Source organism: Proteinivorax hydrogeniformans (assembly GCF_040515995.1).
Lineage (GTDB): Bacteria > Bacillota > Proteinivoracia > Proteinivoracales > Proteinivoracaceae > Proteinivorax > Proteinivorax hydrogeniformans.
Genome location: NZ_CP159485.1, coordinates 589,903 through 612,132, shown reverse-complemented (window position 1 = coordinate 612,132; position 22,230 = coordinate 589,903). Strand labels below are relative to the sequence as shown.

The following is a 22,230-nucleotide window of genomic DNA, read 5'->3' as shown; positions in this document are numbered from 1 at the left end:
GCCCCACCCTTAGTTTTAATATTATAGAGATTTACCCATGTATAACACTAGGTCAACAACTCTTGCTGAATAACCCCACTCGTTATCATACCAGGCTAGTACTTTAACCATGTTGTTTTCCATAACCTTAGTTGAAAGCCCGTCAATAACAGAAGAGAATGGAGAGCCTTTATAGTCACTTGATACAAGCGGCTCATCAGTATAATCCATAACCCCTTGTAGTTCATTATCACAAGCATCCTTAAAAGCTCTGTTGATAGTTTCTACATCAGCATCCTTCTCTAGTTCAACAGTCATGTCAACAACAGAAACTGCAGATGTTGGAACTCGCATAGCAAAGCCATCAAACTTACCCTTAAGCTCTGGCAGTACAAGTGAAACCGCTTGAGCAGCTCCGGTGGTTGTAGGGATGATAGATTCTGCAGCAGCTCTTGCTCTTCTTAAATCGCTATGTGGTAAATCTAGCAAGCGCTGGTCATTAGTGTAGGAGTGAACTGTGGTCATAAGACCTCTTTTAATGCCGAAGTTATCGTTTAGCACTTTGGCAAATGGAGCAAGGCAGTTAGTTGTGCAAGATGCATTTGATACAATGTGGTGGTTTTGTGGGTCATAATCTTTTTCATTAACTCCCATTACAATGGTGATGTCTTCGTTTTTAGCAGGTGCTGTGATGATTACTTTTTTAGCACCAGCATCGATATGAGCTTGGGCATCTTCTTTTTTTCTAAAGATTCCTGTAGCTTCAATTACAATGTCAACACCATGCTTTTTCCAGGGAATATCTGCTGGATTTTTGTGATCAGTAATCTCAATCTCATGGTTGTTAACTACTATAGAATTATCTTTAGCCTCAACCTCTGCTTCAAACCTTCCGTAAGTAGAGTCATACTTTAATAAATGCGCTAATGTTTTCGCGTCAGTTAAATCGTTGATTGCTACAATTTCTAGGTTAGGATTTCCATGGGCAATTCTTAGCACCCTTCTTCCGATACTTCCAAAACCGTTAATACCAATTTTCAATGTCATCTTTAAATCTCCTCCTTATTTTTTATATATTTAGCCTCAAGGCTTAATAACTAATTTAAAATCTCCATAGCTGCACCTTCATCAGTTACTAAGATATGCTGTCTATGGTTTATAGCCACAGCTTCAATAGCCTTGGCTTTGCTTTTGCCTCCTGCTACTGCAATCACTTTACTTATATGTTGTAAATCTGTAAGTTTAAGCCCTATACTTTCTACCTGATGAACTATATTGCCCTTAGCATCAAAATAGTAACCAAAGGCCTCTGCAACTGCGTTACTCTTTTCCAATTTATCTAAGATTTCAGGGTCTGTAGATCTTCTTTGGGCCAAAACTCCTGCTTCCCCAATACCGTGAATTAGTATATTAGAACCTTTTATTGCCTCAAGTACTGAAGCAATCTTGGGATCTGCAATAATAGAGCTTAGCGCATTTTGGCTCAAATTATCAGGGGCATGCAACAGTTTATATCTGCCTCCTAATTTATTAGCTAATGCTGCTGCTATGGTATTAGCTTGAATCTCCACCTGCTCACCTAAAGCACCACGGCTGGGAACTACAGTAACATCCTTTGTGGTTTTAGGTAGTTGGTCTGCAATAGCTGCCACCGTCGAGCCACCAGTTACCGCTATAACGTCTCCATCTTTTAATAGCTTTAAAAGAGCCGTTGCTACACCTTTGCCTATTTCGTCTTTCACCAAAGGGTTTTCATCGCTATCTCCAGGAATAACAACTACTTTTTCAATATTTAGTCTAGCTTTTAGCAAGTCTTCAAGGTTGGTTAACCCTAACAACTCCTTGATATAATCTTCACTTTCTTCTAGAAATGTCTCGCCATTTTTAGTGAGACTCATGCCAGCTGTTTCAATTTTAATCAAGTTGCTATCTTTTAGCTTGTTTACTTCAGAGCGTAGCACTCGTTCTCCAACACCAATCTTTGCCGCTAGATTTCGTCTGCCTATGGGCTGTAAGTAACTAATGCTTCTCAGTATATTATGTCTTTTTTTTACTATATCTATAGATTCTGGGGCTATTTTTTTTTGGATTTCTATAATCGATTTCAAGCTGTTAACCTCCCTGGAGGGACTCTTAGTGTCCTAGTTGTTCCTTTTTTGTCCCAGACGTTTTAAAAAAATATCCTGTACAGTTAAATAGTACCATGACGGAGTTTTTAAATCAATAGATAAATTTAATTTTCTCCGTCACTGTCCATTAAAACTTTTAACAAATAATTCTTTTCAATTTCTGTGTTGTTGTGATGATTGCCAATCAGATATAAAAGCTCTTCGTCCTGTATGCCTTCATTTTTTAAGATCTCAACTGAGAAGTAGGGATGCAAATAATAACCCTGTAGAAACCGAGGCTTTTTAGGAACTTTTTTTTGTTTATTAAAAATATCAAATATTACTGATATTGATTTTGTGATGGGATTTAAGCCGGTATTAATTTTGCCCACATCATGAAGCAGGGCAGCCCTTATAAGAAGTTTAGCCTGTCTTTCATCTAGCTGCCCTGTTCTTTCCTTTACGGTAAGCGCCACGTCTATGCTATGCCTTTGTTCATAGGTAGGGAGCTTAAAAAATATCTTTTGTTCAGAAGCTGTAAGGTTGTTTCTTATCCAGTTTATTTCCTTTTCACTAACTTTGGCGTTAAAACTTTTAAAAAACTGTTTTACCCTATATAACATTTATATCTCCCCTCAAGATGAGACCCTAGTTTGCTGCATATCTTTTGCGCTTTGATGATGAGGGTATTTTGTTTTCTACTCTGTATTTAGCAACAGTTCTACGGGAAATCTCTATACCTTTAGTATTAAGTGTATCAGCAATTTTTTGATCGCTTAACGGCTTGGTGGGATCCTCTTTATTAATCATGTCCAAAATTTGTTGTTTAATACCTGCTGTAGATTGTCCCTCGATACCACCACTTAAAGAGTTATTAAAGAAGTACTTAAGCTGGAAAATACCTCGGGGTGTCTCCACAGATTTAGATGAAGTGGCTCTACTTACTGTAGATTCATGGATCTCTAGCTCTTCCGCAACATCTTTTAGTCTTAAAGGCTTTAAGTATTTTATGCCGTTTTGGAAAAAGGGCTTTTGGTATTCTACAATATACTCCACAACATTTCTTAAAGTGTTCTTTCTTTGCTCAATAGCTTTAATTAAGTACGATGCTGCGTTTAAAGAGCCTTTCACAAACTCTTTTTCCTTACCTGAACCCTTGCTTAGCAAGGACTTATAATAACCATTTATCTGTAACGAGGGTACTAGGTTATCATTTACTAGTACTACATAGTCCCCCTCAATATCAAGTACCGTAGCATCTGGTTGGATATATCTATTATCATTCATAGATGCAAAAAGCAGACCCGGACGTGGATTTAGACTTTTGATATAATCAACTATTCTTTGGCAATGAGCCGTGGATACTTCTAACACCTCTGAAAGTCTTTTAATTTTCATTTGTGCAACAAGCTCAAGATAGTTTTCAATCACAACGTTGGTTAGCTCTGGTGCGTCAAGTCTATAAAGAGTTTGAAGCAGTAAGGATTCTTTAAGATCCCGAGCAGCTATTCCAGGCTCTAGCTGTTGGATAATATTTAGCACTTTTACAACTGATTCAGAATCAACTGATAGGTTCCGGGAAATATCTTTAATTGTCGTTGTTAAGTAGCCGCTATCATTTAGGCTTCCGATTATATATTCACCTATCTTTTTTTCTGTCTCTGTCAGTTTATAAAACAAAAGGTGCTCTTCAAAATAATCTAACAACGTAGGCTCACTACTTGTATATGTCTCAAAGGAATCCTTTTCATTATCCTTGCTATATGCAAGGTTGTTTTCATAAGATGTAGTGTCATGGGCAAAGTATTCTTCCCAATCTACTTCTTCTTTTTCCTTTTCTTTTTCCTTTGTGTTTTCTTCTTTTAACCCTTCAGGCTGACGCTCACCTTCATCGTTAACCTCAAGTACTGGGTTTTTTTCCATTTCCTCTAAAATAAATTCATTTAATTCTATAGAAGACATCTGTAGGATATTGATAGCTTGCTGCAGTTGGGGAGTCATCATCAACTTTTGCGCTTGTTGCATCTCTAAACCAAAGTCTAATCTCATAAAGTACTCCCTCCCAAATTTTATTATATATTACTATATTCTTTAAGCTTTGACTTCTTTCCTCTAGTTCTAAAAATAACCAAATATTCCCCCATGTTTAAAAAGGTTGTCCTATAACCATTATACCGTAAACTGACATAAAATACAGTAGTAAGTCATATTCAATTTATTATAAGTGATTGTTTTTATTTCTAAATTGTGATACTATTTTGATAAATCAGTTCTGGGGGGAGATAATATGAAAAGCGGTATTCATCCAAAGTACCAAAAAACTACTATCTCATGTGCCTGTGGCAATAGTATTGAAACAGGTTCCACAAGACAAAATCTAAAGGTGGAAATTTGCTCTAGTTGCCATCCTTTCTACACAGGTGTTAAAAAAGTAGTTGATAGTGCTGGTCGTATTGAGTTATTCCAAAGAAAGTATAAAAGAGAGAAGTAAAACCATATAAAAAACTCCCTTAAGGGAGTTTTTTATATGGTTTCCTTTTCTAGTAATTCAATAAGCGCTTCAACCGCTTCTTTTTCATCTGGACCTTCTGCACAAATAGTAACTTCGCTCCCCTTACTTAAAGCCATCGCCATTATACCCATAATACTTTTTGCATTTACATCTATGTCTTCCTTTATAAGCTTAATGTCGCTGGCAAACTTACTTGCTTGTTGTACAAACAAAGCAGCAGGTCTAGCATGTAAACCTGTCTTTAGATTCACTTTACTTTTCTTTTCAACCAATTTTATCGCTCCTTTTTAATTCTTGGGCTTGCTTTTAGCTCGGATAGAGTTGGCTATTTTTTCTATCTTTTTAAACCGGTGATTGATGCCTGATTTGCCAACGGGTGGATTTATTCCCTCACCGATTTCTTTAAGACTTAAAGATGAGTCTTTAAGTCTCATATACGCAACTTCTTGTAATTGCTGCGGTATATTGTCTAAACCTATATATCTATCAATAAGATTAATGTTTTCTATCTGTTTTTGAGCAGCGTCCACTGTTTTGTTAAGGTTTGCAGTTTCGCAGTTAACAACCCTATTAACGTTATTACGCATTTCCTTGTATACCCTTGTATTTTCAAAGGACAAAAGCGCATTATGAGCCCCTATTACATTTAAAAAGTCTACTATGATATCGCTATCTTTTATATAAAGGAGAAAATATTTTTTCCTTGATGTTTTTTTTACTTCAAGACCAAATTGCGCACATAACTCTATTAAATAATCACATTGGCTTTCTGAGTTTAAGGATATTTCCGCATGATATGAAGAAGTTTCTGGGTTATTTACCGAGCCAGATGCCAAAAAGCTTCCTCGCAAAAACGCCCTTTTACAGCAGCTTTTCTTCAACAATTGCTCGTGAATTCTGTCTTTAACACCTCGGTTACTTTCTAGCAAGCATAACTCCTTAAGTAAATCTTCTACGTTTTCCTGGCCGCTAACTTGCACAAGATAGCTATTATTCTTTTTTAATTTTTTTTTCTTTTTTACAAAAATCTGTCCGGAAATACCAAAAGCACTTTTTATAAGGTTGAACATTCTTTTGGCAATAGTGGCATTTTCGGTGGATACATGAAGTACGATACCTTGTTTTGAGTTAATTTGAACAGAACCGTTAATCAAACAAAGGGCAGCTAGCTCTGCCTTAATGCAGCATTGTTCATAATTATTTCTACAAAGTTCGTTTTTTACGGAGGATGCAAAAGACATTTTAGTGTCCCCCTTTATAATTTAATTAATTGTATTATACCAAAAAAACGGGGGGTTCTGCTACCTATTCTGTTCTACTTCATTTAACTTTTTATCTAGCAAATAGTGATCTATAAAGCTTTTATTTCTATAGTCTTGCTTTATTAAGTGCCCTAAAATAAATTTTGCTAATTTTGCAGAACTATGGCGAACCTGCATTTCATCATCTTCTAAAAGATCTTCTTGCAAGGTAATTACACCTTTTTCTTTTAGCCTCTTTTCATCTATTTTAACTGGTTCTGCGTTATCAAGTTCTTTGTAAATTTTAGCATGCTTATCTGATATTTTTTTGTTATTTAGCACGATATAATCAGCTATATTCTTAACACTATGGTTTTCCAGTGCTTTTATATGATCCGACGCAGTGTAATTTAGCGTTTCTCCTTTTTGGGTCATTACGTTACAAATGTAATATACTGGCGCTTTAGCATTTTTGATTGCGTCAGAAATCCCATCCACTAAAAAGTGGGGAATAATACTAGTATATAAGCTGCCAGGGCCTAAGATTATTGCATCAGCATTCTCTATAGCCTGCAAAGTCTCCGGCAAAGGTTCTGCTTTATCGGGAATAATCGAAATCTTTTTTATCTGTTTATTCTCCTGAGCTATTTTTGTTTCGCCAACCACTTCCGTGCCATCTTTAAATTTTGCTCGCAAAGAAATTGTCGGTTCTAAGGTAGCTGGGTAAACCCTGCCTCTTACCGCTAATACTTTGCCCAACTCTTTTATAGCATTAACAAATCCTATCTTCTGAGCTAAAGAGGCTAAAATAAGATTCCCTAAGTTATGTTCCTTTAGCTCATCTATTGTAAATCGATGTTGTATGATAATTTCTAAATAACTCTCGGTATCTGCTAGTGCAACTAAACAGTTGCGGATATCTCCTGGGGGCAAAACACCCATGTCGCCACGTATCTTACCAGAGCTCCCCCCATCATCAGCAACAGTTACAACCGCTGTTATATTTGTGGAGTACTTCTTTAACCCTCTTAAAAGCATAGACAGCCCAGTCCCACCACCGAAGACAACAATATTCGGTCCTCTTGAAAGCTGAGCCTTGGTGTACATAGTATCAACAATCTTTTTTTGCTTGCCGGTAAACACCCCAGTTATATTACGGTTAATTTTTACTATAGAAATTACCATTACAACCAAACTAAATATAATGACTAGTCCAGCTAAAACCAGAGCATAGTCCCCTAAAAAATTTAGAAACTGTGAAGCTAAACTTCTCGTTCTATCCTGTAGTTGCTCCACAGCAACAGCGATTAAAGCTACTCCTGCAGACAAACCCAATATAGAAATCGATAAAACAATTACCCACCTTTTTACCGACAAACCTGGGTAAAACCATTTACTAAAACGCCCCATTTTATCCCCCCTAATTTACCTTTCAACTTTCTCCCTTCCTTTAGTAACATCCCTATGTAACAGATTTACATTCTCATTTTCTTCAAATTTTTCTGCTAAAATATTAGCCAAAGTCACAGACCTATGCTTTCCTCCGGTACACCCAATAGCTATCATAACTTGAGCCTTACCCTCATCTTTATATAAAGGCAGTAAAAAATTCACCATATCTTCTAGCTTTTTTAGAAAATCTTGTGCCACTTTGTGCTTCATAACATACTGTTGAACTTCTTTATCATCACCTGTTTTGGGCTGTAAGTCTTGAATATAATGTGGGTTAGGCAAAAACCTGACATCAAAAACTAAGTCTGCATCATGGGGAATCCCATACCGAAAGCCAAATGACATTACGTTAACGGTAAAAGATGGATAGCCTTTTTGAAACTTCTCTTTTATAGCTTTACTCAATTGATGGCCAGTAAATTCCGAAGTATCCACAATATGATTTGCTGCTTCACGCAGCAGTGCTAACTGCTCTCTCTCCTTGGCGATTCCCTCTATAGGACGACCGCCACCAGGGGCTAACGGGTGTGTTCTGCGGGTTTCTTTAAAACGTCTAATCAAAACATCATCTGTTGCTTCTAAATAAACTATAGTGGGATTAAGTTTTGTATCTTCCAATACCTTAGAAATACCGGAAAAAAACTTCCCTCCCCTGATATCTACAACTATCGCTACTTTCTCAATCTCACCATCAGTTTCCTTACATATTTCTGCAAATTTTGGAATCAGCTTAGGTGGTAAATTATCTATGCAAAAATATCCCATATCCTCAAAGCTGCGTAGTGCTAATGTTTTACCTGCTCCAGACATTCCTGTAATTATTACAAATTTCATGCTAATTTCCTCCTTCCACATTCAAAATCATTTCATTTGGTATATTTAACTGATTTACTATCTTAATTCCTTTGGAAAATTCACCAACTTCTTTAGGATGATGAGCATCAGTGCTTAAAATAAATTTAACACCCTCTGTTTTTGCTATATCAACAAAATCCTTTACTTTCAATCCATGCTTACAGTTGATTTCAAGAGCGGTATTAGTTTGAGCACAAGCCTTGGCTAGCTCCTTAGTATCAACATCAATTTTATGACCTGGATGGGTTATCAAGTCAATGCTATTTTTCCTAATAGCGTTGATCAAGCTTTTCGTGTTAAGCATGCGGGTTTCTTCTTTTCTAACACCTAATTTTCTGGATAAGAGGTTGTTAAAAACCAGTCCAAACCCCTTTGATGAGGGCACAATGTTAGGGTGAAACCCTAGAAGTAGCATGTCTAGCTTTGAGCGCACTGATGGTGGAACATCTATATTTCCGTCATAATCTAAAAGGTTGGCTTCTATGTTAAAAAGTATCTTAATTTCAGGGTATTTGTCCCTGAGCAGCTCAATTTCTCGATAAATTTTTTCAAACCTTTTAGCAGAAACTCCTACAAACAAAGTTTTAGGCCCATGTTCAGCTATCCCTATTTCTTTTAAGTTTGCCTTAATGGCACTTTTAACGTTTTCCTCCACGCTGCCCTTGGCATGACTATAATAAGTGTGAGTGTGATAGTCAGCATATACACGCATTTTAGTATCTCTTACCCCTTCTATTGTTAATTACTTATTCTAAAGTTTGGAACTATATAAGATTCGACCACAGCACCTATCAAATTTTTCCTGCCTGATCTAGTATATGGCCCTACAAAACTTTGGTTATAACAAAACAAACCCACCATATAGTTGAAGTTAATATAATCTAGTCCATCTTCTTTAAAAAAAGCTAGCTCTTTAGAAGGCAGGTTACAAAACTTTTGCACTAGGTAACCTTCTACAGCTACTGTGTTAATTACTTCTTCCCATTCATCTTGAGTGCAGTCTTTCCCTATATACACACCAAGGGCTGCATATTTATCCATTGGCTTTAGCACATAAAGGTCTTTTTGGTTTCTAACTTTATCTACAAGAGCGGAATCCTCAACGTTAAAATGTGCGGTGTAGGGTATATGCTTTTTAATAAAGGTTCTTTCTTGCGCTGTAAGAAATGACGTGATTTCTTCATTATGCAAAACAGCAAATATCACTTTGTTGTGAATGATTTGTGATCGCAGCGGCCCAACCACGCATACATTACCGTCAAGGTATGCATCTATGAAGGCTTTGGATTTCTCTTCATTTTCTATTATCTCCCAAGTTACTGCTCTTCTATAAACACAGTCGATAGGGAAATCTTTATGGTATAACACTCCATCTCTATATTCTAGCTCTCTTACATCAGCTATAACAGTTGGACACCGGTTTTTTTCGAAGTTTTTTTTAAACTCAATAAATTCTAGAGGTGTATCACCTTCAATGTAGTCAATAATGGCTATATTGGGTAATTTTTCAGAGGTTGAAAATTCTCTGTAGTTTTTAAGTAAAGCATCAAACCAACTTTGGAATAATTCAAAAGATGTAATCTTGTGGCTTTTTTTATGTTCTTGTACAGCTTTACTTTCTCCAATTATTCTTTGTAACTCTCTTGCCTCGACCATGGCAGAGGACCCATCGGCATTTAACTCGCAAAACTGAAACTTGCCTGCACCGTGATAAAATACATCAATACGAGCCATAGGGACATTTACACTGTACCCTGGGTCTTTTAAAATGAGAGTTTCTAAGGTAGGTTCAAAGGGAAAGTGCTTTCTAAAATTTTCATCCTTTAAATACCTATCAATAACTTTTGATAAGATGCCAAAAAGACTATCAGTTAAGCTCTTAAACTGTTCTAAATCCTCATCAGATAAATATAGTGGGTGATACAAAAAATCGATAGGTTCCCCTTTATAAATAGCTGGAGATTCAGCAACCTGAGATTTCAGATGTTGGTACTCTTTTATATAGTCATCTCTATTTTTTTCTATTATATTTTGAAATTCCTTAACTGCTTTTGTATATACCATTTTTCCCGTCACCATGCTTTAAAAAAGTTACATGGCAAAGGTTTTCACCACCTTTTAATTTCTTTGGAAAAGCATTATCACCTAGTCGTTACAGCATAGACCTATATTTTCAAGTACATCTTTGTGAAAAGTTTCTGGCGTAACAGCGCAGCTCTTAAAAGCTGCTTGGCCATGCTTATCTAAAAACTGTTCCATAAACATCTTAGGGTTTTGCCTTTTATCTATCATCATTTTCATGGAGTTTAAATACTGGATTTCTTCTTTATCTAAACCATCTAAAGCATATCTGTATGCTTTTTCAGCTAACTGACCTAAACTTGTTCCAACAATTTTGGCATTATAACCCTTCCACTTAAGCTCAGCCTTAGTTTTTTCGATATCTTCGCTGCATACCGGCTTAGCTAAATCCCAAAAATATTCAACAGCATCCTGGTTATAAAAAATACCCTTAATGAAGGCAGCAAATCCAAAACTTAGCGGATAAGGTATAGAATCTGCAGACCTTATCTCAATGTATTTCTTAGCCCTATTATCAGGGAATACCATCCCCATGATGTGTTCTACCTCTTCTTCAGTGTAAGTCTTAGGGTCTAGTATTTCCTTTGTCTTTTTACCATCATAAAAGTTTAGATCTCCATTTTGCAAAACACAGATTGGAGGTACGTTTAAAAGGTAATTTGCATAAGCCTGGTATCCAAATACTTCTCCCTTTTTAAAAGGAATTATACCACTTCTATCATTGTCGGTATTTTGCCAGATTTCTGTTCTAACGCTATGCATTTTGTACCTGTTACCTTCAAAGCACGGTGAGTTATCGGTCAGGATGGCAAATAAAGGCGTCAAAAAGTTAGCTACTTTAAGTTTTTTTATAAAATCTGATTCACATGTGTAGTCTATACTAACCTGTATTGCAGCGGTACCCTTCATCATGTTGTGAGCCATTGTTCCTTTTTTCAAAAAATAATTCGCCATCTGCTCATATCTTGGTTTGGGATTAAAAGGAATGTCTGCAATTGAAGTTTTTGGTTGGTATCCTATAGCCAATAAGTGTTGGTTGTTTTCCGCCAGGATAGGTGATATGTCAGTAATAAATTGAAGATACGTTCCTTTTATTTCAGTTAAACTATTACTTTGTCTAATACTGATTTCTAACTGTCCACCTGGCTCTAAAGTGATGGTAAAGTTATCTTTTGTCAGCCCCACTAAGTATTCTTCATAATAGTCACCGTTATATCCTAGTGGCAGCAACTGCTTAAGTATGTCCTGTATACCGTTTTGTTGATAGTAGTTGACTGTGTTAAAGTTATTATCCACTACGATATGCTCTAGTTCTATCCCTATTTGTTGGCAAGAACTTTCACCTTTTTTTAGCACGTCCATAAATCGATCTTGTTGCATTTTGATATCCAACTTTATCACTCCCATGGTTTAAAAAAGGCGGCCTGGCGCCGCCTTTTAGTTAATTAATCCTGCTGCTCCAACAATCCCGGCGTCATTACCAAGTTGAGCTGGATCTACAGAAAGATCTTTGTTTAATATATCTAAGCTATAATGATTAATCCATTTAGTTAAAGGCCTAAAGAGTGCATCCCCAGCATGAGATACCCCGCCACCAACAATAATCTGCTGAGGGTTTAAAAGGTTAACTACATTTGCAAGGGCCATGCCTAAACTTTTACAAGCTTGTTCGATAACTTCTTTACACTCTTTATCTCCCTTTTCAGCAGCTAAAAAAACCTCTTTAGCTCCTAGAGGTTGACCTTCGGTGACAAACTGAGCTAATATGCTAGTTTTGCTTGCTTTTAGTATTTTCATGCCTTCATTTGCAATGGCTGTAGCAGAGGTAAGAGTTTCTAAGCATCCCTGATTCCCACAGTTGCATAAGGGACCATCTTCTTTAACGGTAACATGTCCAAACTCTCCCGCTCCTCCATTTAGTCCATGGTGTATTTTCCCATTTATTATTAACCCCGAGCCAATACCTGTGCCGATTGTGATACAAACCACGTCATTATTTCCTTTGCCTGCTCCATTTAAAACTTCACCTAATGCGGCAGCATTAGCATCGTTATCAACCGCGACCGGAAGCTTAAACTTTTTTTCGATTATCTCTTTTACCGGTACGTGCTCCCAAAATAGGTTTGGAGCCAATTTAACCACACCTCTGTCAATGTCAACAAGGCCGGGTACCCCTATCCCTATACCTTCAACTTCTTCTTTGCTTGTATTGGTTTGTGCTAAGATAGATTCTATCGCTTCAAAGATAGCATTAAATACATACTCTTTTCCTTCTTTTGCCCTTGTCGGTATTGAGACTTTATGTAATAATTTTCCGTCTTCAACTAAAGCGCAGGCAATATTAGTGCCTCCTAAGTCTATCCCTATACTTTTTTTTGTTGCCAAACTCCTCTTCCTCCCTATAGTCTATTTACTACACTTCAGGTGTATCCTTAGTATATCTAGTTCTGTTTTTTTGTGCTAAAAACTCTTTAAATTTATCAACATCGGTATTGATTATTTGTTCTTCTTTAATGCCGGCATCGCTAATCAATTTAGCAGCTTTTGAAAAAACACCTACATCGGTAGATATATGTGCATCGCTTCCTAGGGATACCTTCCAATTATGCTTTGCTATAGACTTTGCAATTTTATAACAATTTTCTAAGCTCCCTTTCCGACTTCCATCATCTTTTAATGAGCTATTGTTGATCTCTATTAGGACATTATTTTCTTTTGCAGCTTTAACTATCTTATCACTATCTATAGGAAATTCGGGATTACCAGGGTGAACTAAAATATCAAAAACTCCTTTTTCCATAGCTTTTATAGCTACATCAGTGTTGTGGTCCATATCTCCACCATTAAAGCAATCAGTGTGGAAACCACCAATTATAATATCTAGATGTTTTCTAAACCTTTCAATTAAGTCCACATTCCCTAGCTCATCAATTATATTACACTCAACACCCCTTAAAACTTCAACACCAAACATTTCTGCTGGCACCGTCCTCATATTCCCAAAGTAATAAGGGTGAGGCCCTCCCGGCATAGCGGGCCCATGATCTGTTATAGCAATAACTTCCAAACCTTTGTCGCTTGCTGCTTTAACCATTTCCATTAACGTGCTATAGGCATGACCACTACTAATAGTGTGAGTGTGAAGATCCATTTTAAACTTCATTTTTTAGACCACCTTTCTTACTTAATGTATAACAGAGCCACTGCATTTTTTTACAGTGGCGAATATAGTGTTTTCCTTTACTGAAGCATTAATTTAATAATATACAGTACAGGAAAAACTGTCAAATTATTTATCTTTCTCTTCATCGTCATCATGTCTTTTAATTTGGTTTGCAAACTCCTTTTTAAAAAACTTTCTTAACTTTCTTTTTATCTCCCTAGTATCCCCGACGCTTATAAATAAATAGATTGCTCCGCCCACAAAAGCCAACAAAAAAAGACTTAAAATTGCCTGCCAAATACCACCTATACCTCCTGGCCCACCCCTATCTATTGTGGACATCACCTTAGGATCTAGCTCATCGTCTTCTTCATCTTGAGGTTTTGTTTTTGCTTCTTTTTCGATTTTAGCTTTTTCTTCCTCTGCTTTTTCAGGGTCACCGTATAATGTTTCAACAATGGCTGGAGCAAACAGTCTAGCCCCCTCCTCAGCATGCTCTCTACTGTTTTGGTGGCCACCAATCTCTAAAAGCAAAGAGCGTGGATGTAAGTCTTGGTTGTAATCGCCTCTAGCATAGAAAATTCCCTTCATAAGCCCCGGATTTTGCTCATCAGCCACCGCTTTTAACCACCAAGCAAAGCCCTCATTAGCCCTATATGTAGGGTTTTGAGTTCCAACTACTATAAGAACCTGAGTTACTGGCTCGCCATCTATCTCGGTATAATAACCATCCCAAGGTGCGGCATCCCTATGAACATCAAATATTGCATCTAAATCATTTTCTAAAAGTGCAGAAGCAGTTCTTCTAGATCTTCTGTAAGAACCTGAGTATGGAAAGTGGGTTGTCTGGTCATTTAGCACCTCCACTTCTAGCTCCTCAAGTGTTTCAGCGAGCACTGCACCTACCTCATAGATGCCTCCTCTTCTCTGATCAGTTTGTGCATAACCTTCTGTGGGGATAAAACTTTCACCGCTATGGGTATAGTATAAGCCTATCCTTCTTTGATCCGCTTCCTCAATTTGAGCAAATTGACCCACAGCTTCTATTTCGCTGTGGGCCTCTGCTTCATTTTGCTCGGGTTCTTCCCCTTCCTCTTGCTCTAAAGGGTTTTGTTGATCCTCTTTTTTCTTAGCCCATGCCCTTTTCTGGCTTTCATCCACCTTATATACTTCATAAGTAACGTTCTGCTGATCGACAAATTTATCCCCTTCTTGTATAACAATGCCCGTTTTTAATAATACATTCCCATCATCATCAAAAAGAGTATAGTAACTTCCATCTTCAGTCTCTACTTCAGCCATAGCAGGTAGTGAAAAAGTAAAGCTAAAGACTATAGCCAAGGCTAGAAAGAACATCTTTGATTTTTGCATATTTTATTATCGCCCCCTTTAATTTTCTTTATTTTTCCCTAGCAGCATGATAATTATTTATAACAAAGCACGTAAAGGAGCTGTCTTTACAGGGATATTTTTCCTGCAAAGACAGCTCCTTTATGGATTCTAATCCTACTTTTTATCAAATCCTATAGCGTTATGAGGGCATGCTGTTATACATTCTGTACATTTAATGCACCTATCACTTAGCTCAACAGTGCCACCATCTGATTTTTTTCTTTCATCAATAGACTTAGAAAGCTGGTTAGGTATATTACAGCTTTTAACACAAAGCTTACAACCTTTACATCTATCATCTATTGATATTTTTTTACCACTTTTAAAACTAACCAGACTCATAATAGTTCCCCATGGACAGAAAAACTCACACCAGGTTCTAGGCCGATACAACGCTGCTAAAACTATAGAGGTTAAAGCAACCGTCCCCATCATAATTAAAACCCCATAAGGAACACCGCTAAACATAAGAACCGCTAAATATGATAAGAATATAACCAAAAACACATAAGGAAACCATTTCTGCTGCATAAACTTTGGCGGCTTTCTATTTTTTGATATCTTTGATAGAACCCTTTCTGCGAAAGTCCCCATTGGACAAAACCACCCACAGAAGAACCTCCCGTAGAAAATAGCTACCAAAGTACCCATAGCAACAAGAATAAAATTAAAATTGTAAATTCCAAGCGAAATTAAAAACACAGTAAATATTATCCCCGTTATCTGACTTATAACCCTCTTATTAAATTTCATCATGTGTCCCTCCTCTTTTTTCTCTTACCATAATACCCCCTTGGGGTATATATGTCAACCCATAATTTTACCTTTTATCATTGGTATAATATGTTTATAATAGAAGCAGCACTAAAATGTATAGCATAAGGGAGAGTTTATATATGGACTTATCAGTAAAAAAATCCGACAAGCATTTTTTAACGCCCACTAGAAAGTGGGTGGAGGAGTATAACCTTATCGAACCAAACGATAAGATAGCAGTTGGCCTGTCTGGCGGTAAAGACAGCTCCACATTGTTTTATATCCTAACAGTGCTAAAAAAGCAGTTTCCTTTTGATTTTGAGCTAGTACCAATCACGTTAGATATGGGATTTGATGCTGAGGTTGATTTAGTACCACTTAAGAAATTTGTAAGTGAACTAGAATATGATCTAATAGTGGAGCCTACGGACATCGCCAAAATCATCTTTGATATCAGGCAGGAAAAGAACCCATGCTCGTTATGTGCAAACCTAAGGCGAGGAGCATTAAATAATATAGCTAAAGATTATGGTTGCAACAAAGTAGCTTTGGGGCATCACTTAGATGATGGCATCGAAACCTTTTTTATGAACCTTCTCTATAATAGTAAAATGGCAATTTTCAAACCTAAGACATATCTAGATCGTAAAGACATTACAGTTATTAGACCACTTTTGGCAGTTGAGGAAAAATCTATTAAAAATATTATTAACGCCAAAAACATACCCGTTATACACAATCCTTGCCCCGCTGATAAAAATACCAAAAGGGAGGAAATCAAAGAACTTGTCAACGAGTTAAGTAAAAAGTATCCAAAAATTCGCACCCAGTTTTTAAAAGGCGCCAAAACAATTGACATCGGTGAATTTTGGCTTCCCCCACGATTTTAGGTAAGCGGAAACTAGTTGAATGCTCGGCAAGGTGTGGGGCTTACTTTGCGGAAAATAAAAGAGGCTGTCTCTAACAGGAAAACATATTCCTGTTTTGAGACAGCCTCTTTACTTGTATACAGCAATTTCCTATTTTTGTATAATTACCAGGAGACCGACATTGCTAATAGTCCTGGACCACCGTGAACTGCAACTGCACTACCCATTTGGTATATCATTGATTCAGTAACATTGTATTTTTCCTTTATCTGTTCCATTATCTTTTCAGCGTCAATCCGATCAGCCCCATATGCCATCGCCACTTTAACTTCTTTGTTTTCATCGATGGAAAATAAGTCAGACATACAGTTAACCATGGACTGAAGTGCCTTGTTTTTACCCCTTGATTTTGAATACTCCTTCACCATTTTATTTTCGAAGTATATTATCGGCTTTATATTAAAGAAGGAACCCACTATCCCCTTAAGCTTGCTAATTCTGCCACCCTTGATGGCATACTCTAAAGTATCTAAATAAATTATTACCTTAGAGTTTTCTCTTTTTACTTTTATTTTTTCCACAACTTCTTCAAAGCTGGCTCCGTTTTCCACAAGTTTTATAGCTTCCAAAACCAACCATCCCGCGCCCATGGTTGTAGTATAGGAATCTATTACTGCTATATTTTTAGAATTAACCATTTCTGCTGCAGCTTCTGCTCCTTGAAATGTACCGCTGAACCCTGCAGTTATATGAATAGATATAATCTTATCGTATCCGTCAGCAAAGGCTTCTTCGTAAACTTTTGCAAACTGACCAACAGATGGCTGGGAAGTTTTTGGTATTGTATCACTTTCTTCTAACTTTCGCATAAACTGCTCCTTGCTAAGATCCACCCCATCTTTATACGTCTCATTTTCCCAGTTTATTTCCAATGGTATGACACTGATATCATGTTTTTTTACAAGTTCTTCAGGTATATCACATGTGCTATCTACTACAAACTTAATTTTCATCTTACTTACGCACTCCTTTATAAAAAATAATTATCTATAATATAAGACTGAAACTTCTCAAGTAAAGTGTCATTTTTTTTTTAATACATTAACATATATTTCCCAAAAAGTTTGCATTTATAGCTGTACGTAAGACTTTATTGAACAATTAAAAAAAGCTGGCACTATGCCAGCTTTTTTATTAAATGTTTTCTTCTATTTTAGCTGTTAATTGTTTTTTAGGCATGAATCCGCCAACGTTATCTACAGCTTCCCCATTTTTGAAAAATACAAGAGTTGGTATGCTCATAACACCATATTCTCCAGCTAGGTCTTGATTTTCATCAACGTTAACTTTGACAATCTTAACTTTCCCTTCATATTCGGTAGCAACCTCATCAATAACTGGCGCTAACATCTTACAAGGGCCACACCAGTCAGCATAAAAATCCACTAGTACCGGCTTATCGTTTTGAAGAACTTCTTGATCAAAATTTGAACTCTTTACATTTTCTACAGACATTATTTTGCCTCCTTATTAAAAAATTCTATATAGTGTTGTGCCTTAACGGCTGCCACAGCACCATCAGCAGTAGCTGTAACAACCTGTCTTAGGTATTTAACATTGACATCCCCGGCAGAAAAGACACCGTCTATATTGGTCTCTACACCATTTTTGACATCCACATAACCTTGGGAATCTAAATTAACTTTCCCTTTTAATAAACCAGTGTTTGGTATGTTACCTATATAAACAAAGATTCCATCCACATCTAAGGAATTTCTTTCATTTGTGTTAACATTTTCATACTTTAACTGCTCTACATTATTATTACCTGTTATTTCTTTAACGATACTATCATAAATAAACTCAATTTTTTTGTTCTCAAACGCCTTTTTTTGGACAAACTTAGTAGCTCTAAGCTGATCTCTTCGATGAATCACATAAACCTTTTTTGCAAAACGTGTCAAGAAAATAGCCTCTTCGACGGCTGAATCTCCGCCACCTACTACTGCTACGACCTTATTTTTGTATAAAGCACCATCACAGGTGGCGCAATAGGATACACCTCGACTTGTAAATCGCTGTTCTCCTGACACACCAATCTTTCTAGGCTGCACACCTGTTGCCCAAATGACCGTTTTGGCCTTTAAAGTTCCAGAATCTGTGGTAATGGTTTTGATATCACCGTTTAGCTCCATGTCGATAATTTCATCCATGGAAAGCTCAACCCCTAAGTTAGTAGCCTGTGTGTACATGTTCATCGCTAAATCAGGACCAGAAACTGTTTCTATACCAGGATAGTTTTCAATGGTATCAGTTGTTGATGCCTGCCCACCAGGAGCATTTTTTTCAATAAGTAACGTTTTTAACTCCGCCCTTGCGGCATAAATGGCAGCTGTCAACCCCGCAGGACCTGCTCCAACTATGATTACATCGTATATCATTATTAAAACCTCCTATACCCCTAAGGGGTACTTTAACCATATTTTACACATTAACTGATTTGTTGTCAACCACCTTTTGTAAACCTTCCTTGTTTTTAAACCAATAATAAAATAGCACAGCGGTTATCAAGTACAAGCTACAAGTCAGATAGTATGAAATGGTGTATGAAACATTTGACATTAAAAAACCACCTAGAACAACACTGAATGCTCTAGTGCTGCTTTCTACTGTCTTTAGCAGCGCGCTTAACGACGGGCGTTGTTCCTTATTAACTAATTGCATAGAAAACTCAAGTTCCACAGGGTGAGTCATATTCATAAGGCTTCCTCTAAATATAAAAGCAAGGCCAACAAAATAAAGACTGTTACCGGAAGCTATCAATATAAGAAAGGGAATGGATGCCATGCGCAGGTAGGTTACGGTTTTTATCTTACCTAACTTGGGCACTATCCAAGGGGTTAACAAGCCAGCAACTGCGGTGCTAGTTTGAGATAAAGCTAAAATGGTTCCTATTTGCCCTTCTGAGGCCCCTGCTGATTCCTGTAAAAAAACGTTAAAAAGTGGAACAATTAAACCAGCGCCAAAGCCTATCATTCCATGACATAATAATAGTTTGCCTATACTTTTATTGTCCACTACTACTCTTTTGATATCCTCAATCTGCCTAGAAAACTTTGTCTTTTCTAAAATGAGATTTTCCTTAATAAATGTTAGGGGAATTAACCCTAGCAATGTTATAACTGCAAAAAAAGTCAATGTTATCCTATAGTTAATATCTATAGTGTAACCTAAGTTTTCCACCATCAGACCGGAAAATAGATTTCCAAACATCATGGAAATCATCATAACGGAAAAATTGTAAGAAAAAGCCTGTTGCCTCAACCTGGGAGGACAGTTCTCTTGTAAAAAGGGAGGAGCACTTACCGCAAAAAAAGAAAGTCCAAGGCCCCACAAAAGAGCGCTTAGCAGAACTATTTCAGTGATTGGGAAGTATGTAAGCAACAAGATACCTGCTCCCACTAACAGTAACGCCAATTTTAAGCTCCATTTGTACCCCATCTTCTTTGTTATAATCCCACTGGGAATAGCCAGAACTCCAGTAGAAATAAGCTTTACGGACAGAAATATACCTACAAAGTCTTCGTTAAAACCCATGTTCATCAGATAAAGATTTATCAGAACATTGCCGGCCCCCATCCCTAAATAGGCAAAAAAAGACGCAGTTAGATAAAGGTGAATGTTTCGCCCCACACCCCGAACATCACAACTAAAATTATGTAGCAATTGAGTCATTAATCCCACTCCCTAAATATTTGGTTTGCTAGATATATCTTTTATTGTATCAAAGTTTTGAAAGTAAGACTATAAAAAATTTTCTATTTGTACAGCAAAGCGAAACATTTTATAACACCTTAAAAGCCCACCGAAGCTTAACTAGTGGGCTTTTCCTTTTCAAATCTGTATTTAGCATATTCTAGCACATTTATAAATGATTGGTTGTATTTTTCTTTACTAAAGGCTTTTTCTACAGAAACCTTAGTGGACTGAGAGTTACACTCTATAAACCATATTCTATCATTTTTATCAATGGCAAAGTCTATTCCAAGTTCTGCATAGGTTCCATAGTGCTTTTCTACAACTTTATGAACGTTGCGTAAAAAGTTTTCAACGTTCTTTTTAAGCTTTTCTACTCTTCCTTGGGAGAAGTTAAGTTGTTTATGCAAAAAGGTCTCAAACTCATGTGCATTGGAGTGAGTTGTTATCGGTGCTCTTGGGCTGCCTAGTCTTGCTGAGATGGCGAATAATTCTACTTCTCCATATTTATTTCTCTGAATCTCTGCCCTCATATCAACCTTTCTATCATTAAACTCAATTAGATCAATACCAGCTTGGATAATAAAAGGCTTATCTTTAAAAAATCGGTATAGCGGCTGTACTAGAGCTTTAATATTTTCATAATTTCTGCTTACCAGTAAACCTCTTTTTTTCTTACTGTTGTAGCGATAGTAGCTAAGCTGATATCCAAATAAAGAAGTCTTTTTCACCTTCAAGACGTTTTTACCCTTTCTACCTACATGGGCTTTTAGATATACAGTATCGTATAAAGCTAGCATCTTCTCTAAATCTTTTGGCCCAGTATAATGTATTGTATCAGGTAAATATCTCTTGGTTGTAGGTTCAGAGTTTAACTTATTGAAGGTATCTAGTTTATTAAAATTAGGATAGTTTAATAAAATACAGTTTTCTTTTTTAAGATACTCAATAAATTTTCCAAACTTTCCTTTGTTTTTGGCGCCAACTCCACCTCTCATATATAAAACATCTGGAAAAGGAATATGCTTTTCTTCCCATTTACCTTTTTCATTACTCAAGCTCATGCCAATAATCTTATGATTTTCCATGTTAATTCCGTTGATTGAACAAAAACATAAATCAATATTTACATATTTATTAGCCCTAGCAAGATATTCTAAACGGTAGTGGGCATTTCCCTTTTCTAACTTGTTCATGGTTTTTCTGCTTATTAAAACTGCCATTACCGGCCTGGTATTTTTTCTTTGCAAGTCAAAGCCTCCTTTCTAAGACAAGTCTAGTCAAAAGCTATGATTAAAACATTAAAAGGTTTCCAAAGATTCTCGTATTACTTTTTTAGCCTTAACGTATTTCCTTTGAGATGATTTATCATTTACCTTTTTACACTGCTTACAAAGGGGAACAGTGTTAGCTTCTATAAACCAAACCTTATTGTTTTTATCAATAGCCAAATCTAAGCCAATAATTCTGAGAGGAAACTTATTAGATAGACTGTAAGAAATCTGATGTGCTATATCAACTATTTCTCTAAAGGTAGCCATGGGATCTTTTTTTTGATCATAATTACACAGTATTTTTTGTAATAAAAAATCCTCAGCGCCCTTAGATACGTTAGTTACCGCTGCATTTTTTTTGGTTGCTACCTTAGCCGATGTTAGTGTTAGCTGCCACGAGTTATATGGTTTTTGCATTACTACACGCATATCAAAGGGGCGACCTTTGAAGGTGGCTAGATCTATCCCTTCCTGAATGAAATATTTTCTAGTTGAGCATATTATGTCTAGCTCCATTTTGAGAGTGTCCATAGAAGCTAACTGCCTAGTGCCACCGAAAGAGACTTCATACCTACCTTCAACACTTTTTATTCTTATAATTTTATTGCCGCTATTTCCTTTGTTGGGCTTTATATAAATGGTTTTGTAGCTATCTAGCATTTGTTTAAGGTTTTCATGACTAAACCAGTTTGTATCGGGAATGTGATTTTTTAAAATAGGGTCCTTGGAAAGTACCGCAATTCTCTTCATCTTGTCACGTATAGGCTTGTGGGATTTCAAAAACACACCTC

At 36.6% G+C, this 22,230-nt stretch carries 23 protein-coding genes; 2 read left to right on the top strand and 21 right to left on the bottom strand.

The features are described from left to right. Positions 1-21 precede the first annotated feature (21 nt). The 4 genes from gap to rpoN form a co-directional block, all read right to left on the bottom strand. A complete protein-coding gene (gap, locus tag PRVXH_RS02950; RefSeq protein ID WP_353893827.1) occupies positions 22-1,026 on the bottom strand; it encodes a type I glyceraldehyde-3-phosphate dehydrogenase in 1,005 nt (334 codons plus the stop codon). 50 nt (positions 1,027-1,076) lie between these two features. Beyond that, on the bottom strand, positions 1,077-2,087 hold the full coding sequence (locus PRVXH_RS02945) for a sugar-binding domain-containing protein (protein ID WP_353893826.1): 1,011 nt from the start codon (positions 2,085-2,087) through the stop codon (positions 1,077-1,079). Positions 2,088-2,212: 125 nt separating this feature from the next. Continuing rightward, on the bottom strand, positions 2,213-2,710 hold the full coding sequence (locus PRVXH_RS02940; protein ID WP_353893825.1) for an HD domain-containing protein: 498 nt from the start codon (positions 2,708-2,710) through the stop codon (positions 2,213-2,215). A 25-nt stretch (positions 2,711-2,735) separates the two neighbouring features. Continuing rightward, entirely contained in the window at positions 2,736-4,136 is a 1,401-nt protein-coding gene (gene rpoN / locus PRVXH_RS02935; RefSeq protein WP_353893824.1) for an RNA polymerase factor sigma-54, read from the bottom strand. Positions 4,137-4,374: 238 nt separating this feature from the next. Between rpoN and rpmE the strand changes: the two genes are divergently transcribed. After that, positions 4,375-4,578 carry a 50S ribosomal protein L31 gene (gene rpmE, locus PRVXH_RS02930; protein ID WP_353893823.1) on the top strand — a complete coding sequence of 68 codons (204 nt, stop codon included), beginning with the start codon at positions 4,375-4,377 and terminating at the stop codon, positions 4,576-4,578. Between the two features lie 32 nt (positions 4,579-4,610). On the opposite strand, the gene PRVXH_RS02925 is transcribed toward rpmE, so the two are convergent. The 11 genes from PRVXH_RS02925 to PRVXH_RS02875 all read right to left on the bottom strand — a co-directional run bounded on the left by PRVXH_RS02925 (position 4,611) and on the right by PRVXH_RS02875 (position 15,537). After that, positions 4,611-4,871 (bottom strand): HPr family phosphocarrier protein, encoded by a 261-nt coding sequence (locus tag PRVXH_RS02925; RefSeq protein ID WP_353893822.1) that lies wholly within the window; start codon positions 4,869-4,871, stop codon positions 4,611-4,613. 15 nt (positions 4,872-4,886) lie between these two features. Further along, positions 4,887-5,840, bottom strand: a complete 954-nt coding sequence (gene whiA, locus PRVXH_RS02920) for a DNA-binding protein WhiA (RefSeq protein WP_353893821.1) — start codon at positions 5,838-5,840, stop codon at positions 4,887-4,889. Between the two features lie 60 nt (positions 5,841-5,900). Beyond that, positions 5,901-7,250, bottom strand: coding sequence for a gluconeogenesis factor YvcK family protein (locus PRVXH_RS02915; protein ID WP_353893820.1), 1,350 nt, complete (start codon positions 7,248-7,250; stop codon positions 5,901-5,903). A gap of 15 nt (positions 7,251-7,265) precedes the next feature. Beyond that, positions 7,266-8,126, bottom strand: coding sequence for an RNase adapter RapZ (gene rapZ, locus PRVXH_RS02910; RefSeq protein WP_353893819.1), 861 nt, complete (start codon positions 8,124-8,126; stop codon positions 7,266-7,268). A gap of 1 nt (position 8,127) precedes the next feature. Next, on the bottom strand, positions 8,128-8,859 hold the full coding sequence (locus PRVXH_RS02905) for a PHP domain-containing protein (protein ID WP_353893818.1): 732 nt from the start codon (positions 8,857-8,859) through the stop codon (positions 8,128-8,130). Positions 8,860-8,885: 26 nt separating this feature from the next. Beyond that, the gene (locus tag PRVXH_RS02900; protein WP_353893817.1) at positions 8,886-10,211 is read right to left on the bottom strand and encodes a glutathionylspermidine synthase family protein; all 1,326 of its coding nucleotides are present in this window, start codon (positions 10,209-10,211) and stop codon (positions 8,886-8,888) included. Between the two features lie 81 nt (positions 10,212-10,292). Further along, on the bottom strand, positions 10,293-11,621 hold the full coding sequence (locus PRVXH_RS02895) for a glutamate-cysteine ligase family protein (protein WP_353893816.1): 1,329 nt from the start codon (positions 11,619-11,621) through the stop codon (positions 10,293-10,295). Positions 11,622-11,666: 45 nt separating this feature from the next. Further along, the gene (locus tag PRVXH_RS02890; RefSeq protein ID WP_353893815.1) at positions 11,667-12,614 is read right to left on the bottom strand and encodes an ROK family glucokinase; all 948 of its coding nucleotides are present in this window, start codon (positions 12,612-12,614) and stop codon (positions 11,667-11,669) included. Between the two features lie 28 nt (positions 12,615-12,642). Next, a complete protein-coding gene (locus PRVXH_RS02885) occupies positions 12,643-13,392 on the bottom strand; it encodes a phosphatase (protein ID WP_353893814.1) in 750 nt (249 codons plus the stop codon). 126 nt (positions 13,393-13,518) lie between these two features. Next, complete coding sequence (spoIIP, locus tag PRVXH_RS02880; protein WP_353893813.1) at positions 13,519-14,763, bottom strand: stage II sporulation protein P; 1,245 nt, start codon at positions 14,761-14,763, stop codon at positions 13,519-13,521. Positions 14,764-14,898: 135 nt separating this feature from the next. Continuing rightward, positions 14,899-15,537 carry a 4Fe-4S binding protein gene (locus PRVXH_RS02875; RefSeq protein ID WP_353893812.1) on the bottom strand — a complete coding sequence of 213 codons (639 nt, stop codon included), beginning with the start codon at positions 15,535-15,537 and terminating at the stop codon, positions 14,899-14,901. Positions 15,538-15,680: 143 nt separating this feature from the next. On the opposite strand from PRVXH_RS02875, the gene PRVXH_RS02870 reads away from it, so the two are divergent. Beyond that, complete coding sequence (locus tag PRVXH_RS02870) at positions 15,681-16,430, top strand: ATP-binding protein (RefSeq protein ID WP_353893811.1); 750 nt, start codon at positions 15,681-15,683, stop codon at positions 16,428-16,430. 143 nt (positions 16,431-16,573) lie between these two features. On the opposite strand, the gene PRVXH_RS02865 is transcribed toward PRVXH_RS02870, so the two are convergent. The 6 genes from PRVXH_RS02865 to PRVXH_RS02840 all read right to left on the bottom strand — a co-directional run bounded on the left by PRVXH_RS02865 (position 16,574) and on the right by PRVXH_RS02840 (position 22,219). Then, positions 16,574-17,422 carry a DegV family protein gene (locus PRVXH_RS02865; protein ID WP_353893810.1) on the bottom strand — a complete coding sequence of 283 codons (849 nt, stop codon included), beginning with the start codon at positions 17,420-17,422 and terminating at the stop codon, positions 16,574-16,576. A gap of 181 nt (positions 17,423-17,603) precedes the next feature. Next, the gene (trxA, locus tag PRVXH_RS02860) at positions 17,604-17,924 is read right to left on the bottom strand and encodes a thioredoxin (RefSeq protein ID WP_353893809.1); all 321 of its coding nucleotides are present in this window, start codon (positions 17,922-17,924) and stop codon (positions 17,604-17,606) included. Then, positions 17,924-18,850, bottom strand: coding sequence for a thioredoxin-disulfide reductase (gene trxB, locus PRVXH_RS02855; RefSeq protein WP_353893808.1), 927 nt, complete (start codon positions 18,848-18,850; stop codon positions 17,924-17,926). The genes trxA and trxB overlap by 1 nt, the downstream gene beginning before the upstream one ends. A gap of 43 nt (positions 18,851-18,893) precedes the next feature. Continuing rightward, positions 18,894-20,144, bottom strand: coding sequence for an MFS transporter (locus PRVXH_RS02850; protein WP_353893807.1), 1,251 nt, complete (start codon positions 20,142-20,144; stop codon positions 18,894-18,896). 137 nt (positions 20,145-20,281) lie between these two features. Beyond that, entirely contained in the window at positions 20,282-21,415 is a 1,134-nt protein-coding gene (locus tag PRVXH_RS02845) for a YheC/YheD family protein (protein WP_353893806.1), read from the bottom strand. 51 nt (positions 21,416-21,466) lie between these two features. Further along, positions 21,467-22,219: a YheC/YheD family protein gene (locus tag PRVXH_RS02840; RefSeq protein ID WP_353893805.1), complete on the bottom strand. Its 753-nt coding sequence runs from the start codon at positions 22,217-22,219 to the stop codon at positions 21,467-21,469. Positions 22,220-22,230: the final 11 nt, after the last annotated feature.

Bases quoted from the DNA above. Each gene is read 5' to 3' on its own strand.
- PRVXH_RS02885 (WP_353893814.1), bottom strand. From the start codon at position 13,392: ATGAAGTTTAAAATGGATCTTCACACTCACACTATTAGTAGTGGTCAT.
- rapZ (WP_353893819.1), bottom strand. From the start codon at position 8,126: ATGAAATTTGTAATAATTACAGGAATGTCTGGAGCAGGTAAAACATTA.
- trxB (WP_353893808.1), bottom strand. From the start codon at position 18,850: ATGATATACGATGTAATCATAGTTGGAGCAGGTCCTGCGGGGTTGACA.
- PRVXH_RS02850 (WP_353893807.1), bottom strand. From the start codon at position 20,144: ATGACTCAATTGCTACATAATTTTAGTTGTGATGTTCGGGGTGTGGGG.
- PRVXH_RS02870 (WP_353893811.1), top strand. From the start codon at position 15,681: ATGGACTTATCAGTAAAAAAATCCGACAAGCATTTTTTAACGCCCACT.
- rpoN (WP_353893824.1), bottom strand. From the start codon at position 4,136: ATGAGATTAGACTTTGGTTTAGAGATGCAACAAGCGCAAAAGTTGATG.
- whiA (WP_353893821.1), bottom strand. From the start codon at position 5,840: ATGTCTTTTGCATCCTCCGTAAAAAACGAACTTTGTAGAAATAATTAT.
- PRVXH_RS02905 (WP_353893818.1), bottom strand. From the start codon at position 8,859: ATGCGTGTATATGCTGACTATCACACTCACACTTATTATAGTCATGCC.
- PRVXH_RS02915 (WP_353893820.1), bottom strand. From the start codon at position 7,250: ATGGGGCGTTTTAGTAAATGGTTTTACCCAGGTTTGTCGGTAAAAAGG.
- PRVXH_RS02875 (WP_353893812.1), bottom strand. From the start codon at position 15,537: ATGAAATTTAATAAGAGGGTTATAAGTCAGATAACGGGGATAATATTT.
- spoIIP (WP_353893813.1), bottom strand. From the start codon at position 14,763: ATGCAAAAATCAAAGATGTTCTTTCTAGCCTTGGCTATAGTCTTTAGC.
- PRVXH_RS02940 (WP_353893825.1), bottom strand. From the start codon at position 2,710: ATGTTATATAGGGTAAAACAGTTTTTTAAAAGTTTTAACGCCAAAGTT.
- trxA (WP_353893809.1), bottom strand. From the start codon at position 17,924: ATGTCTGTAGAAAATGTAAAGAGTTCAAATTTTGATCAAGAAGTTCTT.
- PRVXH_RS02865 (WP_353893810.1), bottom strand. From the start codon at position 17,422: ATGAAAATTAAGTTTGTAGTAGATAGCACATGTGATATACCTGAAGAA.
- PRVXH_RS02900 (WP_353893817.1), bottom strand. From the start codon at position 10,211: ATGGTATATACAAAAGCAGTTAAGGAATTTCAAAATATAATAGAAAAA.
- gap (WP_353893827.1), bottom strand. From the start codon at position 1,026: ATGACATTGAAAATTGGTATTAACGGTTTTGGAAGTATCGGAAGAAGG.
- rpmE (WP_353893823.1), top strand. From the start codon at position 4,375: ATGAAAAGCGGTATTCATCCAAAGTACCAAAAAACTACTATCTCATGT.